We start from the raw sequence: 21,675 nt of genomic DNA, 5'->3' as shown, positions 1-21,675 counted from the left end.
CATCAAGAAGTGGAACCGACAATGGAAAATAAACCTTATCGAGCAAAACAACCCCCAGTGGCTTGATTTGGGCATCGGATTATTTTGATGGATGGTTGCCCGCCTGCGCGGGCATGGCAGGTTTTTTGTCATGTACAGAGAAATATACTGATAACTCTTGGACAGGTGCATGAACGTCAAATCGCAAGTTCGATAATCAATCGTTTTTCAAGACAGACAAAATCAACCATGTACGCGCTTATTGGTACCTGTCTCTTAAATTTAAATCCGAGTCTATTCGCTCGAAGAGGATACCAAAGATGCCGCTCAGCATCAGTGCTGTTTTTTCGTAAATGGCGAGCATGTGGTCTTAGCGTAGATTGTTCCCTTTCCCTCTCCCCAACCCTCATCCCGCGAAGGACATTATCATACGACTCAAACTCCTAGCGCGGAAGAGGGGGCAGATCGAAGTAAACTGAAACATCTGTGCTCAGATTAAAATTGAGAAGATTGCAAAAAAACGTTAGGGACGTTGTCTAATGTATGATGAAGCGATTGGATTTGATCATGCGTCATTACTTAAATTTTAAGCTTTAGATTAGCATAATCTATGTGATTTGAACCAGGATGGTTTCCCTTTGAAAAAGTGATGGATTAAGGATTATTTTGTTGTAATTTTGCCCATATTTCGTTACTATGGTTCGCAATGAAGTAAAAGGTAACCGATGCCAACATTACAATCCACTCAAGCTGAACCTTTACAAGATATTGCGCTTCGATACGTTCAGGGCGAACCTCTTGAAGTTATCGCGGTACGTCTGCAAGCAGAGAGCTCTAAACTCAAGCTTTCATGCAAAGAACTATACAAATCCTTGTCTGTTAAAAATTTTAATAATCCTTATATTATCGCCTTTCTTAAAAGCTTAAATATCAAGAAATCTCCGACTGGAGAAGTCGGGGAGTTTGAAACGTTCATTACGAATTCTGCTAGTTTTTATGATTTATTAGTCAATCTAAATTATGCCGGCTATCACCACGTTGAATGTTTGCTTAAATTAATCGACAAAGCTCATCCTCCGCGAAATACGGCATTACTCTTTTCATTAGTATCGCTATTCTCTGCTGGTTTAGTCACCCTATTTCATTTCAAAAAAGATTTCTTTGTAACGCTTCTGGAGTGGGGATTATCTGGGATTCATTGGTTGGGTAGAACCTTTTCAATCTTAAAAAATATTCCTTTGCTTGGGATGCTTTATAACAGCCTAGACTTATTAAGCAGTTGGATTGTTATGGCGTTTAAAAAAACCCAGCCGGCGAGGCAAAGAGTTTATGATCTTTTATTTAAAACCGTACAATCTGCATTAACGATCACAGCCTATGGGTTAATGTTTTTGGCAGGGGGAACGCTTGCGTTTCCCATAGCAATTTTGTTTATTTTGAGTGCCGCAACAGACGTCCTTAAGAGCCTATTTATTCTTTACAAAAACTATCGCGATCTAAATAATATAACCAAGCCAGAAGATGATGCTTCTTGGGAGAGCATTGCGGAGTATGAGCGAGCCAAAAATCTATTGCAAAGTACGGTGCGTTCTGTTTGGTTAAAGCTTGGCATTGCCATGCTGATTACCGCGGCCGTAATCGTCTGGTGTCTTTCCCCTCCAAGTCTGATTCTTTCCGTCGTTTGTTGCGCGTTTATTTGCTTATTAACGCTTTCCAGTATTTCTTTTTCCAATGTGATCAAACATTCGTACGCGCAAAAATTGCAAGAATCGATAGCCAATATTAAACCCTCAAACGATCCAGAGTTGTATCCCTCAACCCAAAGAGGATTTAATAATCATGCCGTTGAGTTTAATCACCACCAAGCGGAACTTGAGCGGCGTGAAGAGATACTTGCACATCGTGAACAGGAATTAAATCAAAAAGCGTTGGTGCTTGACGCTCGTGAGCATGCAATCACCGATACCCTTGCAGCACTTTCTCTCCAAAAACATTCTTTCTTTTCTGGAACAGCGGCAAATTCAGCGCATGCGCTCGATCCTCATCCTAATACGCCAAGCTTACCAGCATTAGGAGCGGCAAGTGAGTAACTTTTAACCTAATTAAAAAACTAGGAAGCTCATAGAAATATCGCTACAATGGCCTGTTCAGTTCGAGCAATATGGATAGCCATGAAGTTCACCTTAATTTGGATAGCCTTAACGTTTTCCACCTTCAGTCTTGCTGCTTCATCCTGGGTTTATGAAATTCAATTAAAACTTCCCATCACAAATAAAAAACAAGCGTTTCACAATGCCTTACAACAAGTGGTTGACCGCCTAACACCTGGGCCAAACGATCATGAAAATCCTATTATCAATTCAGCGAACCCTATGGAGTATATCGAAGCGATAGATAAAACCGCAGGGACGCTCAACTTACGGTTTAAACCTCGTGCAATAGATTCCCTCATGATCAAAGCAGGTCAACAACCATGGATCGTGAATCATCCTAAAATAAAAACCTGGGTGTGTCGTTTTTTTAAACGCGAACTGACCTGCCTTTATCCTAAAAATGAGCCTGATATTTTCGCAGTCCTTCTAAAAGCTGCTCAAGAGAAAGGATTAAACCTTGAGTTTCAAACCGAACCTTCCGAGCGAGAGTTTAAAATAACCGAGTTGAACTTAATGGATATTGAAGCGTTCATTGCCAAGACCAACATGCAAAAATCCGACGCTGTATTGTTGCTAAAATTATACCCCTCAACCTCAGGCCAAGATGATATGGAAGATTGGCGTTTATATTATCACGGTACAACTTCCCCATATCTGTCTCAATTATTGCAACGACCGCCCAGAGAACTTGGAAAACCATCTTTTGCAGGCGTCAGCCAATTTTTGTTTGAACAGGGAGAAGAAGTCGAAAAACCAACACATGCCGTAGATATACGCATTGGCAATATTCAAACCGCCAAAGCCTATCATTATGTGGCAAGCTATTTAAAACAAATCCCTGGTGTTAAGCATACAAGACTTAACAGCGTGACAGAGGACGCGGTATTATATACACTTGATATAATCATACCAACTGAGCTTCTGGAAATGCGGTTGGCACAAAAATTTACCTCTCTACCCAGTCCGGATGGGGATGAAGGAATAATTAACTTTCGATTAAAAACATGATCTTACGAAATATACCGAATGCTTTAACCGTGACTCGTTTGATTCTCATCATTCCGTTTTTGATCTTTTTGTTTCAACAGCAGTATGAAATCGCCTTGTATATCTTTTTTATCGCAGGGATTACCGATGGCCTAGATGGCTGGTTGGCGCGGCATTTTCACTGGCAAAGTTCATTTGGTTCCTTTGTGGATCCTCTGGCGGATAAACTTCTTATCGCCTCAAGCTTTATATCCATCGCGCTTATTGGCAAATTGCCCTGGTGGTTAGTGGTCTTGGTGTTCTTAAGAGATCTAACCATTTCTTTCGGTGTAATTGCTTGGTACTGGTTTATTCAGCGCAAGCTTGATTTTGAGCCCACTCGACTGAGTAAGCTTAATACGTTGCTGCAGCTCACTTTGGTGGTTCTCTGTCTTTTTAATCTGGCTTATTTTGAGTTGGTTCCTTATCTTACTCATTTTTTAATTATATTGACGGCTCTTACAACCACTGCAAGTTTTATAGACTATGTATGGACTTGGGGTAGAAAAGCGTTTTCCAGTACTAACCCCATCCAATGAATAAACAACTTGCCCTAGCCATCCAGTTAAATGATGAAGCGACTCTAATGGACTTTTGTTGGAGTGGGAATTTGTTGCTAGAACAACAGCTAGCCAATGTTTTAAACCATACTGGAGAGCGCTTTCTTTATTTGTGGGGAAGCCCTGGCAGCGGAAAATCGCATCTTTTGCAAGGATGTTGTCAAGCTACCCAAGCCTCCGAATCCGCCATTTACCTTCCCCTTCATTTATTGCATGAAATGGGGCCTGAACTGTTAGACGGCATTGAAGAACAGGACTTAATTGCGCTGGATGATATTCATGCCATCGCAGGTAGGGCAGACTGGGAAGAAGCCATTTTTCATTTATATAATCGCGTACGTGATAAAGAAGCCTCAAGACTCATCATGAGCGGCCTCGTTGCGCCTAAGCACTTATCTATTCAATTACCTGATTTGCAGTCCCGCTTAAGCTGGGGCCTGGTAGTGCAATTAAATGAACTCGATGATGAAAACAAAGTGAATACCCTTAGAACACTGGCTAGAAAACGAGGGTTTGATCTACCCGTTGGTGTCGTTCAATTTTTATTAAACCGCTGCGCAAGAAATATGCATGACTTGCAGATCCTTTTAAACAAATTGGATGAAGCTTCATTAAGAGCGCAAAGAAAAATTACCATACCTTTTGTAAAAGAAATTTTAGAGATTTAAAAATAGTTAATCATTCATGATTGCGGGCTAAAAAGTGAGCATGATTGCTCAATAGATCCTAAGCCATGAGAAGAAAGCTTCACTAATGCACTGTCAGATACAGCGCGCGTCAAACGAGGCCTAAAAAATCTATTGGAATAATTAATCTCTCCATCTTGCTCAAAAGAAGGGATCCATTGAGACTCCGTCTCTAATTCATTCTTCACATTATCTTGTTGATAGTTAGTCTGTAAAGAAAGTTTTTCTTCTAGTAAATCAAGCTTTTCAAGTTGCTTATCTACCTCGCTTTCATCTGAAAACGTTTCAATTTTTTCTTTATTTAATCCAAACCAACCTGAAACTAAATTTTCAACGCCAGGCCTTTCTAGGTACCAGTAAAGACTAAACGCCGCAAGGCCTGCTAAAACACTTACAAGCAAAATGGGAGGGAAGGTTACCCCAACCGAGCTCCCGATCAACCCTGCGATTGCAATCCCTAGAGACTGACCCGTAAAAAAACCACCGCTAAAGAACAATACCCCTGTTATGGCGCCTACGAAAGATTTAGTCGCGTTTATCACAGGATTGTTAAGTGATCGCTTATATTCTTCGCGAGCGTCTTTTAAAGCCTCAAAGCGCAAGCGAAGCATTCCTATCATCTCGCGCATTTCATCTAATTCTTTAATCGTTTTTACTTTATGAAAGTGTTGATCAATGTATTTTCGAAGCCTTTTTATTTCAAGCGTTTGTTCTAGAAAGACATCCAGTAATTTAGGGGTTTGCTTAAATTTGACGCCAAGATTGTCTGAAATGCCTGCCAAATCAAATCCATAAAAAACAGCAACAGATAACACCGAAAACACGATTCCAGCACCAATTAAAACAAGAGGTGAAACACCGGGTAATAAGCCAAGTAAAGAGGCAACCCCATCAAACCCTTCGCAAATAGCCAATAACGTGCCTGCTGCCGCCAAAGCAAAAAAAATGGCTTTGCGATACCAAGGTTGTTTAGGTTGTGGTGTTAAAGTTTCATTCTGTAGAGATTGTCTTAAATCTTGCAGTAAGGACGCATTAAAAGACTCAAATAAAAAACGTGTGCTCTTATCGCATGGATGCTTCTGTTTGAGCCAAGCGATTAATTCGCTTCGTTCAACCGCCTGTGGCTTTTTCTTCCAATGGCCTAACCTCTCATCATTAGTTACGGCAATAATTTGACTGAGCAACGTTTGTGAGGTTGGGCTTAGTTCTAACGTTGTTGCGGTTGGGCTTAGTTCTAACGTTGTTGCGGTTGGGCTTAGTTTTAATGAGGTAGGCATTGGCAGTAATTCACAACTATGCTTAAAGTTTCAGCATAATATACCTTAAAATACTTAAGAATATATTAATTTATGCCATGATATACCTACCTCGCGTCCAAAATCTTATATAGAACTGACTTCCTTCAAGTTATTTTCTTCACAACGTTGGCCCGTTTCATTGGCTTTCGGTTTGGTATATTTAATTCCCATAAGCCGAATTAAGTACGGCGAGGTTAGCCACATCACAAGGGCAATGGCTAAAGTTACGAGCCCGATGTAAGAAAAAACTTCAGTATAGATGTACAGCGACTCAACTCCGAATTGTAGATTTTCTGGCAGAGCGGTGAATGATGCAACGTAGGCTCCCACAAAACCCGCAATCGCAGGAGTCAGGAAAAACATTCCCATGACAAACCCAGTAATGTGCACAGGCACCAATTCTGCAACCATGGCTACCCCTAGCGCGGATACCATCAGCTCACCGACACTTTGAAAAAAATAACTCGCGATAAGCCACCAGGATGAAACCATTCCCAATTCATTATGAAAAAATCTCGGAAAATATAGGATCAAAAAGCTTAACCCACATAAGGTCATTCCTGCTGCAAATTTATACGGCATGGGAAAAAGAACTTGTTTGCGATGTAAGGTTTCATAAAGCTTTGCCAAGATTGGACTCATTAAGATGATCCAAATCGGATTTAACGCTTGGAAACTTTGAGGATCAATAGTTACGCCAAAGAGCGTTGGATATACATTATTCACGGCAAATAAATTAATTGAGGTTGGCATTTGTTGGTATAACACAAAGAAAATAACCGCTTCAAACATCAAGATGAGTGCCACCACCATTTTTAATACGACAAGTTTTTTTTCTTGCCGCATGTACCTAAGGTACACCGCCATAACAACAGCAATAACAACCCAAAGAATATTTTCAGCGATCATAACGTGTTGCAAGAGATACGCTGAAATTTCGGTTGCAACGATAATACCCAAAACAATAACTGCCCATTGAGTCATCGAAATGGATTTTTGATCCGCGTAGGTATTGATTGAGTCGATATGGGCGCGTTGATACCAGTAATTAATTAACCCCAGCAGCAAGCCTAAAAAACTTAAAAAATACGCGTACGGATAACCGTAGGCGGTTGAAATGCTCGGTCCAATAAATAAAGCGATGGTTGAGCCTAAATTAACCGCCATATAATACAGCGTAAAACCGCCGTGTAATCTTGGATCGTTTTCTTTATAGCACTTGGATAACAAATTAGATGGGTTTGCTTTAAATAAGCCGTTACCAACACAAATGAGTCCTAATGCCTCAAATACATACTCACGGCTTACTAAGGAAAGCGCTAAATAGCCAGCTGATAACGTAAATAGCCCTAGAACAATAGTGCGTTTCGTCCCTAAGATTTTATCGCCTAGATAGCCACCCAACGCCACCATTCCATACACTAAGGCAGAAAAAGCACCGAAGGTATAAAAGGCTATTTCATCGTCGTAACCGAGAAAACGAATGAAATATAAGGTCAGAATGCCTTGCACGGTGTAAAAACCAAACCGCTCCCAAATTTCAAGCATGAAAATCATATAGAACGCGCGGGGTTGATTCCGAAACAAAGCAAGCATTTGTTTCCCTTATAAAAAGGAGGCGGTCATTACAACTTATATTAATTTTTTTCAAACCACAAGTGGATGATTTTGGTGAACACAGACTATTTAAAATAACGGCAATTCGCAGTATTCTGTTACAGTTCGAAGCTATTCTGTAGATGGCCTGAACCCGTTAGAGCAGGTAGGCGATGAGAGGAGCTCCGTCGTGATAGCGTCTTCATCCCCAAGTTGGTTTTGCGTCTGTCTAGGCTTATTATCAGAGAAAAATTTTATCTCATGTTTCCCCCCATCCTGCTCAGGCTTATCAACTTCAGCAGAGTCACGCTCATCCAAAGGCTGCATTGCTAGTCCGAATTGAGCTCCAGACTCATTTTGCTCATCGACCGTTGTTTCCTTGGTCGAGTTAAATTGCCGGGTTATCCAGGAGCCAAGCTGTTTCAACAAAGGAATTCCGAACCTTGCGGTGACGTATAAAAAACCAGCAGCAGCGACGCCTGCGATGATGGCTAATCCAACCGGTGGCAGCATATAACTAATGGTAATTCCAATAATGACGATTACCGATAAGCTGATGCTCACTATTTTATCCAGCATTGCAGTCGAATTTAGCTTACGAAAGGTTTGTTCTAAATAAGCTTGATGATTCTTCAAGTGAATCAGGCCACGTTTAGCCGCTTCCAATTTCTTCAGGAGCGGTCTCATGTCCCCGATAAGCTCAGTGCATTTTGACTTATCCTTTTCCGCGAGAGCCTCCTCTAAGAGATAATATTGAGGTAAAAGATGCGCATTAATATCCGTAATTAATTGCTCTTGCATGGCAATTGCTTTTTTGACCTGGACTTGCTGTTCTTCTATTTCCAAGCGCTGATAAAGCAAACTGGCCATTCCTATAACTCCAGCGCCTAAGCCGAGAAATGCAGCACCGATGCTAAATCCAGGAGCAATGACCGGAAAACAGGCAACCAAGATACCAATGGCCAACATTACTGCGGATAAAGCCCACCGCGCATTTTTAGAAACGGTGGGATTGATTTTTTTACCGCTAACCAAAGCGTTTACATATTCAGCAGGGGTTCGGAAAAAGTTAACGGCTGTAAACCCTAACGCACCTAGATGAAGCGCGCCAGATAGCGCTTCTATTGAATGCGCTTGATGGGGGTGATCAAAATTAATCTCATAACCAACGAAATGAGTAATCTTTTCACCACTGTCTGAAGCAGCCTCACCAAACTTTGCTACAGAAGACATTAGTGATAGTAATGAATAGGGCTTTTCAGGGACTTTACCATCCACAGTGGGCAATGAAATCAGACGCACTAGTTTCTCAAGCGTTTCAAGATCTGCCGCTTCCAACAATAGGTCATCAGATAAGGTTGTTACATTAAATTCTTTAAGCGTCATACCAAAAATCCTTCATACGTTCACAGCATCACAATAATTTTTTGAAGGTGATTTACCTTATAAATTACCAAAAAAAGATTAAGAAAACCTGAACTGAGCTAAGTCTTGCTTTATCCTGCGTAAGTCAACTATATTTTATTTCATTCGATGACTATGACCTGAACGGATTTTTTTACTGCAAAAAAATAAAGTAATCCTTGATTTATCGAAACTTATCCAGTGAAATAACTCTGAATCGGGTATTAATAAATTAGTGAATTTTTATGGCCAAAAAAGCTCTTTATTTAGCCGGCGGCGGTGCGAGAGGTGCATACCAAGCGGGTGTTTTAAAGGCAATCGCTCAAATTTTACAGGTTAAACCTATTCCGTTTGAGATGGTTAGCGGTGTGAGTATTGGCAGCATTAATGCGTCGATACTTGCGCAACACGCTGACGATTTTCCAATTGCCGTGGAGAAACTTGAAACCCTTTGGCGAGATATCCACTGCAATAATATATTTAATACCAGCAACTACGAATTGGGTAAGTCGGTATTTAGAAACATCAGTCATTTACTGATTCGCCAACGCAAAACCGGTTATTTGCTCAATACCGATCCGCTGCATGAATTTATTAATGCCAATATCGATTTTGAGCGCATAAAAACTAATATTAATCACAGGGTGCTGAACACCATGGAGGTGATCAGTAACTGTTATGAAACACAACAAACCATTTCTTTTTATCAACACAATAGTGATGAGTTTGAAGACTGGCATTACCCTCGTCATATCAGCGAGCGTGTTGAAATGGATATGCCACACATTCTTGCTTCTAGCGCACTGCCTTTATTTTTCCCGACCGTTAAAATTAACGGCTTTCATTATGGAGACGGCAGTATGGGGCTCGTCTCCCCTTTGCGAGGAGCGGTTCGTTTCAATGTTGAGAAAATCATGGTTTTGGGAACGCGCCAATTGCCCGCTTTTTCAGATCCCGAAACATTAAAAAATGGTGACATTGGTTTTGCACATATTTTAGGGAACATGCTAAACGGTCTTTTTTTAGACAATCTTGATCGCGATATAGAGATGCTTAATCGCATGAACGACATCGCGCGCTTATTATCAATGTGGAAAAAAAGATATTCGCCTTGGCGGCCTATTGAAACCCTTCACATGCGACCTAGCATAAACATTTCAGCCATTGCGCAAGCCAATTACACCGCAATGCCTGCGGTATTACGTTTGCTGTTAAATGTCCTTGGCGCGAAAAGCCATTCCGGTGATTTATTAAGTTTCTTGCTGTTTGAAAAAGAGTTCACCGGCGAATTAATTGACTTGGGTTATCATGATACGTTAGCTGCGGAAGCGGTCGTCACGGCTTTTTTTGAGTGATGTCAAAACAGGTTGAACTTCTGGTTTAATTCCAAGCCAAATCCAAAATGATTCAGCCGCTTGCTCAACGAGCATTCCTAAGCCATCAATTCCATCACATCCATGCGCTTTCGCCAAAGCAACAAAGGGAGTATCGCAAGCCATGCGATAAGACAAATCATAGCAAAAAGGGTAACCATCCCATACCGAAGCTGGAATAGGCAGCGTTTTATCATCAAGACTTGCCGATGTGGCGTTAATGATTAAATCATAGCTTGAATCCAATGATTCAAAATCAAGGACGGTTAAATGTTCAAATCTAGCTTGTAATGACTCTGCTTTTGAACGCGTGCGATTGACCACCGTTACCTTGGGCGTTTGTGATAATAACGCGGAGATTACACCTGAAGCCGCTCCTCCTGCGCCTAACAGTAAAACCGATTTATTCCGGATAATCAAATAACGCCCTAAATCACGAAGCAAGCCCACGCCATCCGTGTTATCGCCATGAAGATTCCCATCTCGCATCCACAACGTATTGACGGCTTGTGCTTGTTCGGCACGCTCTGTTCGCACCTCGCATAAAGCATAGGCCTTTGTTTTAAACGGTAACGTGATGTTTAACCCTTTACCGCCGGAATTAAAAAAATCGACGACTTGTTGCTCAAACTCGCCATGCTGTATTAATTTTTTTTCATACATTATGCGTTGCCCAGTTTGAGCTGCAAATTGTTGATGAATCACGGGAGAAAGGCTATGGGCAATAGGGTTGCCCATAACCGCAAACATATCGGTCATGTTGTTCTCACACTAAGCTTTTGCTCACTAATTCCCTTAAATCACGAGATAATTCTTTTTTAGCAAGCACTTGCAGTTGATCTTGCATTAAGTCTTGTCTTGTTTTATCTAAGCGTTGCCAGCGAGTAAAAGGGGTTGCAAGACGCGCTGCAACCTGTGGATTGTACTTATCCAACGTTACCAATACTTCACCTAAAAACTCATACCCACTTCCATCTTCAGCATGAAAATGACGGTAGTTTGAGAAACAAAAAGCACCGATTAAGGCCCGTACTTTATTGGGGTTTTTGAGATTAAACGCCGAGTGACTCATGAGTTGACGCACGTGTTCTAACGTTCCGGGCAATTCGCAAAGGGCAAGGGCCATAAACCACTTATCCAAAACGAGGTCATTGTGTTTCCATTGCTGATAAAAGGCATCCATCGCTTGCAAGCGATAGTCCTCAAATGAAGTGTTTACTAACAGATGAAAACTTGCCATTTGATCCGTCATCGTACGCGCTGTTGTAAACTGTTGTTGGCATGCTTCAAGCGCTTCTTTTTCATTGGCTTTCATCATCAACCACAGGCAGATATTTTTTAATTTTCTACGGTTGTAAGCTCGAGAATCCATGGCATGATCTTCTTTTTTCCGCAACGTTTCATACATGTCAGCTACGTCATCAAAAAGGTGAAGGCCGAGTGTTGCACGATAATTATCACGCACTGCTTCTAATAAGCTAACATTGACTAAAGAGAGGTGAGCGGCAATGTCTTCAAATCCCGGTGGAGATAAGACTTCAGCTCTTAACGCTTGATCAAGGCTTTCATCTAATAACAAATGTTGATAAGCGTTTAACAAGGATTCTGGCAAAGTATTTGATGTGGCATTATTCTGATAATGCTTGGTTAAACAGTTGATGGTCAATGTCTGGGCGGCATCCCATTTGGCAAAACCATTGGATTCATATCGCAATAAGTCGGTTAATGCTTCCTCACTGCGTTCGAATTGAAGAGAAATGGGAGCAGAGAAATCGCGCAGCATCGACACCAGCGGCTGTTCTTTCAAGTCGTGAAACTCAAAGACTTGTGAGGCTTCTTTTAATTCGAGTACATCGTGCTGAAGAGTGAGTGCTTGGCCTTTGCCGTCAAACAAGGCAATCCGAATCGGGATGTGAAACGGCTGTTTCTCTTCGCTTTCAGGCGTTGGCCGACAAGACTGCATCACGTGTAAGCGCAAGGTTCCCTCGTTAAAACTGCTTTTTACAAGGACTTCAGGCGTTCCGGCTTGGCTGTACCATAATTTGAATTGGGTTAAATCAACTTGATTGGCATCTTCCATGGCTGCTACAAAATCATCTATCGTCACCGCTTGTCCATCATGGCGTTCAAAATACAAATCCATGCCACGTCTAAAGCCCACGTCCCCAAGTAAGGTATGTTGCATGCGGATTACTTCAGCGCCTTTGTTATAGACCGTTGCGGTATAAAAGTTATTAATTTCTTGATAAGACTCTGGGCGAACAGGATGAGCCATGGCCCCGGCGTCTTCGGGAAATTGTATGTTTCTTAACACTTTGACGTCTAAAATTCGATTCACTTCTCGTGAGTTCATATCACGTGAAAACTCTTGATCGCGAAATACGGTTAAGCCCTCTTTTAAACTTAATTGAAACCAGTCACGGCAAGTGACTCGATTTCCAGTCCAATTATGAAAGTATTCATGGCCAACCACGCCCTCGATATCTAAATAATCGCTGTCGGTTGCGGTATCTGGTCTTGCTAAAATATATTTTGAGTTAAAAATATTTAAGCCTTTATTTTCCATGGCGCCCATATTGAAATCACTCACCGCCACAATCATAAAAATATCCAGATCGTACTCGCGGCCATATTGTTCTTCATCCCAACGCATTGCGCGTTTCAAAGAGTCCATCGCATGCTGGCACTTATCTTCGTTTCCTGGCTCAACATAGATTCTTAAATCAACGGTTCGACCTGAACAGGTTTGAAATGCCTCTTGAACCAACATCAAATCCCCAGCCACTAGTGCAAAGAGGTACGATGGTTTTTTGAAGGGATCCTGCCAAACCACCCAATGCCGGTCTGAATCTGTGGTTCCCGTTTCAATTAAATTCCCATTGGATAGCAACACCGGATATTTGTTTTTATCGGCAACAATTTTTGTGGTGAAGACGGATAATACATCGGGACGATCGGGAAAAAACATAATGCGACGAAAGCCTTCCGCTTCACATTGTGTGCAAAAAAGATGATTGGTGCGATATAGGCCTGAAAGCGCGGTATTTTCTTGTGGGCGAATACGCGTTTCAATATGTAAAGTAAAGGCATCCGGACAATTATGGATATATAAATCTCCATCGCGCAGTTCATAATCGCCTTCATTAAGCGTTTCATCGCCCAGTTTTATCTCAATAAGCTCCAATTCATCGCCATACAAATGCAAAGACCCTGGATGTTCGCGTTCAAACACCATTTGACTCTCTACTCTAGCCTCCTCATCATAGAGATCAAACTTAAGGTAAACTTGGAGCAATTTAAATGGATAGGGGCGGTAATCTTTGCGGTGAATGGTTGTGTTAGGCATAGTGAATACTCCGATTTCTTGCAATCTACTATTTGTGTTTTAATTTATTCATTAATAATTGATTTTTGAAACAGCATGACCTTGGGATTTAATCTATAATCAAGATAACGGCATGAGTTTCTCTCTTTTGCCACCAAAATGCAAAAATAATCACAAGGGATTGATTAATATCTTAAATACTTAAAGTTAAACTTTAGACTGACGATAGATCTCGTAAGGCTCTAGGGAGAGGAATGTTATGAACACACAAGATTTTTTAGCCAGTTACACACGCCGCTTTGAAGAAAATAAAGAAGAAGATTTGTCTTTGGACGAATATTTAGAGCTGTGCCGTAACGACCCATCGGCTTATGCAAACCCAGCTGAGCGCTTACTCATGGCGATTGGTGAGCCGGAAATGGTAGACACTCGCCACGATCCCGTTTTATCACGGATATTTTCCAACAAAGTCATTCCCCGCTATGAAGTGTTCAATGAGTTTTATGGCATGGAAGAACCGATTGAACAGATTGTTGGTTTCTTAAAGCACGCCGCGCAAGGACTGGAAGAAACAAAACAAGTTCTCTATCTCTTGGGACCTGTGGGTGGCGGTAAATCTTCACTGGCGGAGAAATTAAAAGATTTAATGCAAAAAGTTCCTTTTTATGCCATTAAAGGCTCGCCTGTGTTTGACTCTCCTTTATCTCTATTTGACTTAGAAGAAGATGGTGAATTATTGCAGGAACGCTATAACATTCCAAAGCGATGCTTACGCTACGTGCTCTCTCCTTGGGCGATTAAACGACTGCATGAATTTAATGGCGACATTAACCAATTTAGGGTCGTTAAGGTTAAACCTTCCCGTATGAAACAAATCGCAGTCGCCAAAACAGAGCCTGGTGATGAAAACAACCAAGACATCTCCTCGTTAGTGGGTAAAGTAGATATTCGTAAACTTGAAGAATTTTCCCAAGATGATGCTGATGCCTATAGTTACTCCGGCGGCTTATGCCGGGCAAACCGCGGATTGCTCGAGTTTGTAGAGATGTTTAAAGCCCCAATCAAAGTGCTACATCCACTGCTGACCGCAACCCAAGAAGGGAATTACAACCCAACCGAAGGGCTATCCGCCATTCCCTTTGAAGGCATTATCCTTGCCCACTCCAACGAAGCAGAGTGGCAAACGTTTCGCAATAATAAAAACAACGAAGCCTTCATTGATCGTATCAACATCGTTAAAGTTCCTTATTGTTTAAGGGTTTCAGAAGAAGTAAAAATTTACAAAAAATTGATTGAAAACAGTTCGCTCAATAACTCCCCTTGCGCCCCAGGAACCCTCGATATGTTGGCGCAATTTTCTGTGTTAACGCGCTTAAAAGAACCACAAAACTCAAGTCTTTATTCAAAACTTCGTGTCTATAACGGTGAAAGTTTGAAAGATACCGATCCTAAAGCAAAATCTTATCAGGAGTATCGTGATTTTGCCGGTGTTGATGAAGGCATGAGTGGGATATCAACCCGTTTTGCCTTTAAAATTCTATCGAAAGTATTTAACTTCGATCACAGCGAAGTAGCTGCGAACCCAGTTCATCTCTTGTATGTACTGGAGCGCCAAATTGAGCAAGAACAATTACCACAAGAACTGCATGAGCGATATTTAACTTTCATTAAAGAATTCCTGTCGCCGAAATATGTCGAGTTCATTGGCAAAGAAATTCAAACCGCGTACCTTGAATCCTATTCCGAGTATGGTCAGAATATTTTTGATCGATACATCACTTATGCTGATTTCTGGATTCAAGATCAAGATTATCGTGACCCAGATACCGGTGAAATTTTTGACCGCTCTGCGTTAAACTCGGAATTAGAAAAAATTGAGAAACCGGCAGGAATTTCAAATCCAAAAGATTTTCGTAATGAAGTGGTGAATTTCGTATTGAGAGCCCGCGCGAATAATCATGGTAAAAATCCAAGATGGAACAGCTATGAAAAACTTCGCTCAGTCATTGAGAAGAAAATGTTTACCAACACTGAGGATTTGTTACCGGTAATTTCATTTAATGCTAAAGCGTCCGAAGAAGATAAGAAAAAACACGAGGAGTTTATCGCAAGAATGGTGGATAAAGGCTACACGCCAAGACAAGTTCGTCTGCTGTCGGAATGGTATTTAAGAGTACGTAAATCACAGTAAAAAAACATCTGTGTTTAAGGGAGCTGGTTTATGAGCCAACTGATTGACCGAAGACAAAATGCTGGTAAAAAAAGCACCGTCAATCGTCAACGTTTTCTAAGGCGTTATAAAAGCCAGATCAAACGTGCGGTATCGGATGCGGTTGGACGACGAAGCATTACCGAAATCGATCAAGGGGAGCAAATCACTATCCCCGCAAAAGACATTTCAGAGCCTCATTTTTCACCGGCTAAAGGTGGGCGAGTAGAGCGCGTTTTACCGGGAAATGATGAATTTATCGCAGGCGATAGGATCAAGCGTCCTGGTGGCCAGGGCCAGGCTGGAGGTGGAGGAGAAGCCAGCAATCAGGGCGAAGGAGAAGACGATTTTGTGTTTCAGCTATCGCGTGAGGAATTTTTAGAGCTCTATTTTGAAGACCTAGAATTACCTGATCTGGTTCGGAAAGAACTGGCGCGAATGAATACCTTCAAGAAAGTACGCGCTGGATTTACCACCAGTGGCACACCAACCAATATTAACGTATTGCGCTCAATGAAGCAGGCCACTGGAAGAAGAGTGGCCCTAGGGGCCAACTATAAAAGACAGCTAAAGCACGCCGAAGAAGAATTAGATGCGCTCTTAAAAAAACCAAATCGTGATGAGGTCGAGGTGAATCGCCTAACCCGCGACATCGAGTTTTTGAAAAAGAAAGTTGCCGCCGTTCCCTTTATAGATACCATTGATTTACGTTATAACCAACACACTAAAGTGTCTTCGCCATCGACGCAAGCGGTTATGTTTTGTGTGATGGATGTATCAGGTTCAATGGATGAACCCAAAAAAGATATTGCAAAGCGTTTCTTTATTTTGCTTTATCTCTTTCTGACTCGTAATTATGAAAAGATAGAATTAGTGTTTATTCGTCATCACACTTCAGCGAAAGAAGTGAGCGAAGAAGATTTTTTCTACTCACGTGAAACCGGTGGAACGGTGGTGTCTAGTGCCTTGGAATTACTGTATGACATTATCGAACAACGCTATAACCCAGCCTCATGGAATATCTATGTTGCGCAGGCTTCTGATGGCGACAATTGGAACGCCGACTCTCCCTACTGCCTAGAGTTATTGCAAGAAAAAATTATGCCTTTACTGCAATATTTTGCTTATATTGAAATCATGCCGAGACATCATCAAAGCTTATGGGAAGTCTATCAGCAGGTGGGTAAAAAATATTCAAGTTTTGCTATGGAAAATATCGATAACGCTGCAGATATTTATCCAGTGTTTCGCGAACTTTTTAAAAGGAAAACGGTATGAGAAAACAACCGTTATCAACTGGGGCAGAATGGACCTTTGAATTAATAGAATCGTACGATCGCGAGATTGCGCGGATCGCGAAAGACTTCGGGCTGGACACTTATCCCAACCAAATTGAAGTGATCACTGCTGAGCAAATGATGGACAGCTATGCTTCGGTTGGCATGCCCATTGGGTATCATCACTGGTCTTTTGGAAAACGTTTTGTTGGCGTTGAAAAGAGTTACGAGCGCGGCGAGATGGGGTTGGCTTATGAATTAGTGATTAACTCGAATCCATGCATTGCCTATTTAATGGAAGAAAACACCATGGCGATGCAAGCGTTAGTGATTGCGCATGCCTGCTATGGACATAACTCTTTTTTTAAAAACAATTACTTATTTAAAATGTGGACTTCTCCAGATGCAATTATCGATTATCTGGTGTTTGCAAGAAATTACATTAGCGAATGTGAGGAACGCTATGGCATTGATGAAGTGGAATCCATTTTGGATGCTTGTCATGCGTTAATGAATTATGGAGTCGATCGCTACAAACACCCCCCAACGCTTTCGATTCAAGAAGAAAAAATCCGCCAACAAAATCGAGAAATGTATTTGCAGTCTCAAATCAATGAGTTATGGCGAACCATCCCCAAAGGTAAAGATCAGGAGAAACATCGGGCTAAAAGGCGTTTTCCTGAAGAACCGCAGGAAAATATTCTCTATTTCATCGAAAAAAATGCGCCTTTGTTAGACCCCTGGCAACGCGAAATCGTTCGTATCGTTCGAAAAATCGCACAATATTTTTATCCGCAAGGTCAAACCAAAGTCATGAACGAAGGCTGGGCTTGTTTTTGGCATTATACACTTATTCACGCCCTATATGATGAAGGTCTGGTTACTGATGAGTTCATGATAGAAATTCTGCAAAATCATACGAATGTCATTATGCAACCACCATACAATAGTCCTTATTTCAGCGGGATTAACCCCTATACTTTGGGTTATCATATGATGCAAGACATAAAGCGTATCTGTGAGGCACCGACCGAGGAAGATAAGCAATGGTTTCCTCATCTCGCTAATACAGACTGGTTAGGGGCATTGGATAATGCCATGCGCAATTTTAAAGACGAAAGCTTTGTGGCTCAGTTTTTATCGCCCAAACTCATCCGTGAATTAAAATTATTTCATATCGTGGATGATGATCTTCATCCCGAGTTGGTGGTCAATGCGATTCATGACGAACAAGGGTATCAAAAAATTCGTGAAGCCTTATCAAAGCAATATAATTTGAGTAACTTTGAACCTGATATTCAAGTGTATTCGGTGGATTTCGAAGGCGATCGCACACTGACGTTACATTACACCCAGCAAAACCGAATTCCTCTAGCCTCTTCAGCCAATGAAGTCTTAAAGCATTTGTATACCCTTTGGAAATTCCCGGTTTCATTAAAAACGGTCACTATGGAAGGACAAGTGCTCTCCGAATCGTTGTGCCCTCCACCGAAGGTGCACAACAAATCAGAAGACAGTGAGGGTTAATTAATCTCAATCCTTTGTTGCAAGTTCTATAGCAAACGCTAATCCCAGCTTAGCAAAGTTAGCCATGTGTTCTGTGCTTAACAGATCTATCGTGTCTAAAGCCGAATGGATATAGGGATTATGCTGTTCAAAACTGGTTTCGCAGGGAAATGCCGCAGGAATGCCTTCAGCCATCCAAGAAGCATGATCGCTACAGCCATAGCCACACTGAGAATATTCGACAGGAACGTTAACATAGGTTGTAATTAATTGACTTACGAAATTACTGAGCGATTTATCGGTGTAATCTTCATATACCCACATTGTTTGATCATTCGGATCATTACGAAAACCAGTCATATCAAATTGAATGGCTGCAAACACTGGAATGTTTTTGTTTTTAAAATGCTCCACAACCGCTTGAGAACCAAGCAAACCTTGTTCTTCAGCAGCATACCAAATGATGTAAATGGGCCGTTTTAAGTCTAGTTTAGAAGACAATAAGATCCTCGCAACTTCCATAATACTGGCTGAACCACTGCCATCATCACCAGCACCAGGCATACGTTGCCGCTCCGCTTTACCTAAGGTATCCATATGCGCGCCAATGACAATGCCTGGCGCTGTTAAATCTTTACCGATGACGGTCACAACAGAAGGTTGAATAAACCGGCCGCCAGTGGCTATAAAATAGGATTTTACATCCTGACGTCCGTACTCAATTGCCAGATGATCAAACGACTCTTTCAACCACTTTGCTGTGCGAACGCCATTGTTTAGAACGGAAGAACGGTTGGTATAAGAGGTTAAATGAATTAAGGTATCCTCAATGCGCTTATCATCTACCTTAGTTAAGGCTTGTTGAACTTCTGGCTGGTGCTGAATAGGATAAGTTATACGATCTTGACGTAGCGCTTTAGTTTTGGGCTGTGAGAGCAGCATTTGTGCGTTCATTCGTCGTTCTTGCTCAGACTTGGCTTGCAGTTTTCTTGTGACATTCACAAATCTTCCACATCGAACTTTATCTGCCGCATAATGAAGCGTATCTAGCTCATTAAGCGGAACATTTAGGATTTTAAATCCTTTATGTTCGGCTAATACCTCAAACGGTGTGGTGAGCGCTTCGGCGAGACAGTTTGGAACTTGAACTTGTTGCATGTTTAATTCAGGTTGCGCTATCGCTGTTGTTGACGATAACCAACTCATAAGAAAATACGCCATTACCGTTCGTTTCATAGGAAGTCCTTAATTGTTTTCGATTTAGAAACTAATCTTCTTTGGGAACTTACTAGTAAACCACATCTCTCTTACTCACAAAAGATTTAATATCTATAACCCTTCATAAAAGTTATTGATAATCATTTTCATTCGTTATAAAGTACCAATTCTTTTTTTGGCCCACTCTGGTGTTTTTATGACCTTAAATAAAAAATTATTAAAAAAACTGCCTTATCAACTTTCCCTTTTATTATTAACTGTGGGGGCGAGCTTAATTCTAGGATTTTTAAGCTTTGGCGGTATGTATGCCTTGTTGCCGGTCTTGCCGCTTGCTTTTGCAGCTTTTGGCCTTTCAGTGGCTTATGAGGGTGAAATTTATCTGCAAAACATTAAGGGCGCTTTAAATAAATTACTTAAAGCCGACTTTTTAAAGCATCAGATTTCAAGGCAATATTTGCTTCATCATTTTCCAGATACCCGCGCTGATGATTGCCCGCAATTTTTTAAAGATTATGAAGCCGAGCTTCATCTACTGAACCAGTTTGGCGAGCGACGTTTGGACAAAGAAAGTCGCAAACAGAAAAAACAATTTCTCAAAACATTAAAGGACATGGAAAAGTGGTTTTCCAAGCAGTTTTTTGCCAACACTGAAACTGACAGCGACGCTTCGGATTATGAACAGGAATTAAGAACGTGGTTGGCCAAACACGCTCAATCCGAATGGCGAAAGACGTTTATTCGACGTAACTATTGGTTTAATGGGGTGAAAGCCTTTAGCGCATTAGCCGGCGTATTTATGGGCTTAGGCACCACCTATCTTCTAGTTGAAGCGTTCAGCGCAATTCCATTGCTAGCCTTCATTCCGTTTGGAACATGGCCGTTGTTGATTGTCCCCATGGCCGTTGTTGCAGGAGCGGCATATGGGCTTTTAACTTATAATGCCATCACCGATATGATCAGCAACAATACCCTTGTGGCGTGGTATAACACACTTCGTAATGACTTTAAAAAAGGCCCAACCACTAGAAATGTGTTTATGGTCATCACCGCTGTCTTACTGGTCGGCATGGCAGTGGCCTTAACCATTTGCACCGCAGGCACTTGGTGGACCGTGGTTAAAGAAGCAAGACCGCTGTTTCACTGGATGGGAAAAATGCCTGGGTTCATTATGGGCGTGATTAACCCCATTATCACTGGCTTATCTGCGGTTGTATTTAATTTACAAAATACCAGCGAAACGTTAGAACTGATTTATGAAGCGATTTCGCACCCCCATCACCACGATTCTAGTGAAACAAAAGCCAAGTCTGGTTTTTTAAACGCTATGCGACGCGGATTCTCAAATGTATACGCACGCGAAAATTTATTGCAACTGTTTAATCCATTCCGTCTGTTATTGAAACTAACGCTCACCCCATTACGAATTATATTATTTTTAGGACATCTGGTTGGAATAGCCTTTACCGCCGATCGTGTTCCAGGCATCCCGCAAATACTCTCTGCATTATTTGGATTCATTAGTGAAGGGTTTGAGGATGCGCATTACTTTATTCCCCATACACACCATCATCATGAGCACGCTCACACCAAAGACTTGTTAAAAGCTCGTCTCAGTGCCGATCATAGTCATAGCCATGATAATGATCTACCAACCCGATTTTTAAAACTGTTGTTTTCTCCTTTATTTTTGCTGGCCGCTACTTGGGATTACGCAGCAAGCCAGCTCAATAAAACGCCTAGAACATCGATGAGCTTTACAGAAGCTTGGAATAAGCAAAGAGGGACCCCGGTTGAAGAGCACGTCTCTTTAAAAGCCGATTCAGTGAAACCTTCACAAGCCTGGCAAAAAGCCCAAGTGTTACATCGGATTGAGCGACAAAAACAAAAATCAAGTCATGAGCATGATAAGCTTTCGCAGTTAGAGAAAGAAATTCGTGTTGAAAAACCGGAGCAAGTGCTTTCCCATTTGCGGAACAAGCATGGGTTCTTTGCCCACCAGGACAATACAACCTTTTTAGAAGCATTGCCTGAGCGCGTTGCTGCTCCAGGCGCTGCTGCGTAACGA

Annotated in this window: 15 protein-coding genes and 1 pseudogene; 9 read left to right on the top strand and 7 right to left on the bottom strand. The window is 41.5% G+C overall.

The annotated features are described in order from the left end of the window. Nucleotides 1–185: 185 nt before the first annotated feature. A pseudogene (locus tag E1O47_RS03805) lies at nucleotides 186–389 on the bottom strand (endonuclease domain-containing protein); the annotation flags it as partial. 315 nt (nucleotides 390–704) lie between these two features. Here E1O47_RS03805 and E1O47_RS03800 point away from each other — a divergent pair. The 4 genes from E1O47_RS03800 (at nucleotide 705) to hda (ending at nucleotide 4,386) form a co-directional block, all read left to right on the top strand. Next, nucleotides 705–2,069 carry a hypothetical protein gene (locus E1O47_RS03800; protein WP_133129939.1) on the top strand — a complete coding sequence of 455 codons (1,365 nt, stop codon included), beginning with the start codon at nucleotides 705–707 and terminating at the stop codon, nucleotides 2,067–2,069. Nucleotides 2,070–2,150: 81 nt separating this feature from the next. Continuing rightward, nucleotides 2,151–3,140: a DUF2066 domain-containing protein gene (locus tag E1O47_RS03795; RefSeq protein ID WP_165475032.1), complete on the top strand. Its 990-nt coding sequence runs from the start codon at nucleotides 2,151–2,153 to the stop codon at nucleotides 3,138–3,140. Further along, nucleotides 3,137–3,697 (top strand): CDP-alcohol phosphatidyltransferase family protein, encoded by a 561-nt coding sequence (locus tag E1O47_RS03790; RefSeq protein WP_133129937.1) that lies wholly within the window; start codon nucleotides 3,137–3,139, stop codon nucleotides 3,695–3,697. Before E1O47_RS03795 ends, E1O47_RS03790 begins: the two co-directional genes overlap by 4 nt. Next, complete coding sequence (gene hda / locus E1O47_RS03785; RefSeq protein WP_133129936.1) at nucleotides 3,694–4,386, top strand: DnaA regulatory inactivator Hda; 693 nt, start codon at nucleotides 3,694–3,696, stop codon at nucleotides 4,384–4,386. The genes E1O47_RS03790 and hda overlap by 4 nt, the downstream gene beginning before the upstream one ends. 14 nt (nucleotides 4,387–4,400) lie before the next feature. On the opposite strand, the gene E1O47_RS03780 is transcribed toward hda, so the two are convergent. The 3 genes from E1O47_RS03780 to E1O47_RS03770 form a co-directional block, all read right to left on the bottom strand. Further along, entirely contained in the window at nucleotides 4,401–5,681 is a 1,281-nt protein-coding gene (locus E1O47_RS03780) for a hypothetical protein (protein WP_133129935.1), read from the bottom strand. Nucleotides 5,682–5,786: 105 nt separating this feature from the next. Then, nucleotides 5,787–7,298, bottom strand: a complete 1,512-nt coding sequence (locus E1O47_RS03775; RefSeq protein ID WP_133129934.1) for an oligopeptide:H+ symporter — start codon at nucleotides 7,296–7,298, stop codon at nucleotides 5,787–5,789. Between the two features lie 132 nt (nucleotides 7,299–7,430). Next, the gene (locus E1O47_RS03770; protein ID WP_133129933.1) at nucleotides 7,431–8,684 is read right to left on the bottom strand and encodes a hypothetical protein; all 1,254 of its coding nucleotides are present in this window, start codon (nucleotides 8,682–8,684) and stop codon (nucleotides 7,431–7,433) included. A 263-nt stretch (nucleotides 8,685–8,947) separates the two neighbouring features. Between E1O47_RS03770 and E1O47_RS03765 the strand changes: the two genes are divergently transcribed. Continuing rightward, nucleotides 8,948–10,057, top strand: a complete 1,110-nt coding sequence (locus E1O47_RS03765) for a patatin-like phospholipase family protein (protein WP_133129932.1) — start codon at nucleotides 8,948–8,950, stop codon at nucleotides 10,055–10,057. On the opposite strand, the gene aroE is transcribed toward E1O47_RS03765, so the two are convergent. Further along, a complete protein-coding gene (gene aroE / locus E1O47_RS03760; protein WP_133129931.1) occupies nucleotides 10,019–10,834 on the bottom strand; it encodes a shikimate dehydrogenase in 816 nt (271 codons plus the stop codon). The two genes, E1O47_RS03765 and aroE, sit on opposite strands and share 39 nt — an antisense overlap. A 7-nt stretch (nucleotides 10,835–10,841) precedes the next feature. After that, nucleotides 10,842–13,421: an aminopeptidase N gene (gene pepN, locus E1O47_RS03755; protein ID WP_133129930.1), complete on the bottom strand. Its 2,580-nt coding sequence runs from the start codon at nucleotides 13,419–13,421 to the stop codon at nucleotides 10,842–10,844. Between the two features lie 238 nt (nucleotides 13,422–13,659). Here pepN and E1O47_RS03750 point away from each other — a divergent pair, with 238 nt between their 5' ends. From E1O47_RS03750 to E1O47_RS03740, 3 genes are read left to right on the top strand one after another with little or no spacing between them, the layout of a single operon-like run. After that, nucleotides 13,660–15,591 (top strand): PrkA family serine protein kinase, encoded by a 1,932-nt coding sequence (locus E1O47_RS03750; protein WP_133129929.1) that lies wholly within the window; start codon nucleotides 13,660–13,662, stop codon nucleotides 15,589–15,591. 30 nt (nucleotides 15,592–15,621) lie between these two features. Further along, a complete protein-coding gene (locus E1O47_RS03745) occupies nucleotides 15,622–16,887 on the top strand; it encodes a YeaH/YhbH family protein (RefSeq protein WP_133129928.1) in 1,266 nt (421 codons plus the stop codon). Next, complete coding sequence (locus E1O47_RS03740; RefSeq protein WP_133129927.1) at nucleotides 16,884–18,413, top strand: SpoVR family protein; 1,530 nt, start codon at nucleotides 16,884–16,886, stop codon at nucleotides 18,411–18,413. The genes E1O47_RS03745 and E1O47_RS03740 overlap by 4 nt, the downstream gene beginning before the upstream one ends. A 6-nt stretch (nucleotides 18,414–18,419) precedes the next feature. Here E1O47_RS03740 and lapA read toward each other — a convergent pair whose 3' ends face one another. Further along, nucleotides 18,420–19,628, bottom strand: a complete 1,209-nt coding sequence (gene lapA / locus E1O47_RS03735) for an aminopeptidase LapA (protein WP_133129926.1) — start codon at nucleotides 19,626–19,628, stop codon at nucleotides 18,420–18,422. Between the two features lie 178 nt (nucleotides 19,629–19,806). On the opposite strand from lapA, the gene E1O47_RS03730 reads away from it, so the two are divergent. Then, entirely contained in the window at nucleotides 19,807–21,672 is a 1,866-nt protein-coding gene (locus E1O47_RS03730) for a hypothetical protein (RefSeq protein WP_133129925.1), read from the top strand. The last annotated feature ends 3 nt before the right edge of the window (nucleotides 21,673–21,675 follow it).

It is taken from the genome of Legionella yabuuchiae, from assembly GCF_900640115.1.
Classification (GTDB): Bacteria; Pseudomonadota; Gammaproteobacteria; order Legionellales; family Legionellaceae; genus Legionella_A; species Legionella_A yabuuchiae.
The sequence above is the reverse complement of the archived record's forward strand: the minus strand, read 5'-3'. Positions and strand labels throughout refer to the sequence as shown.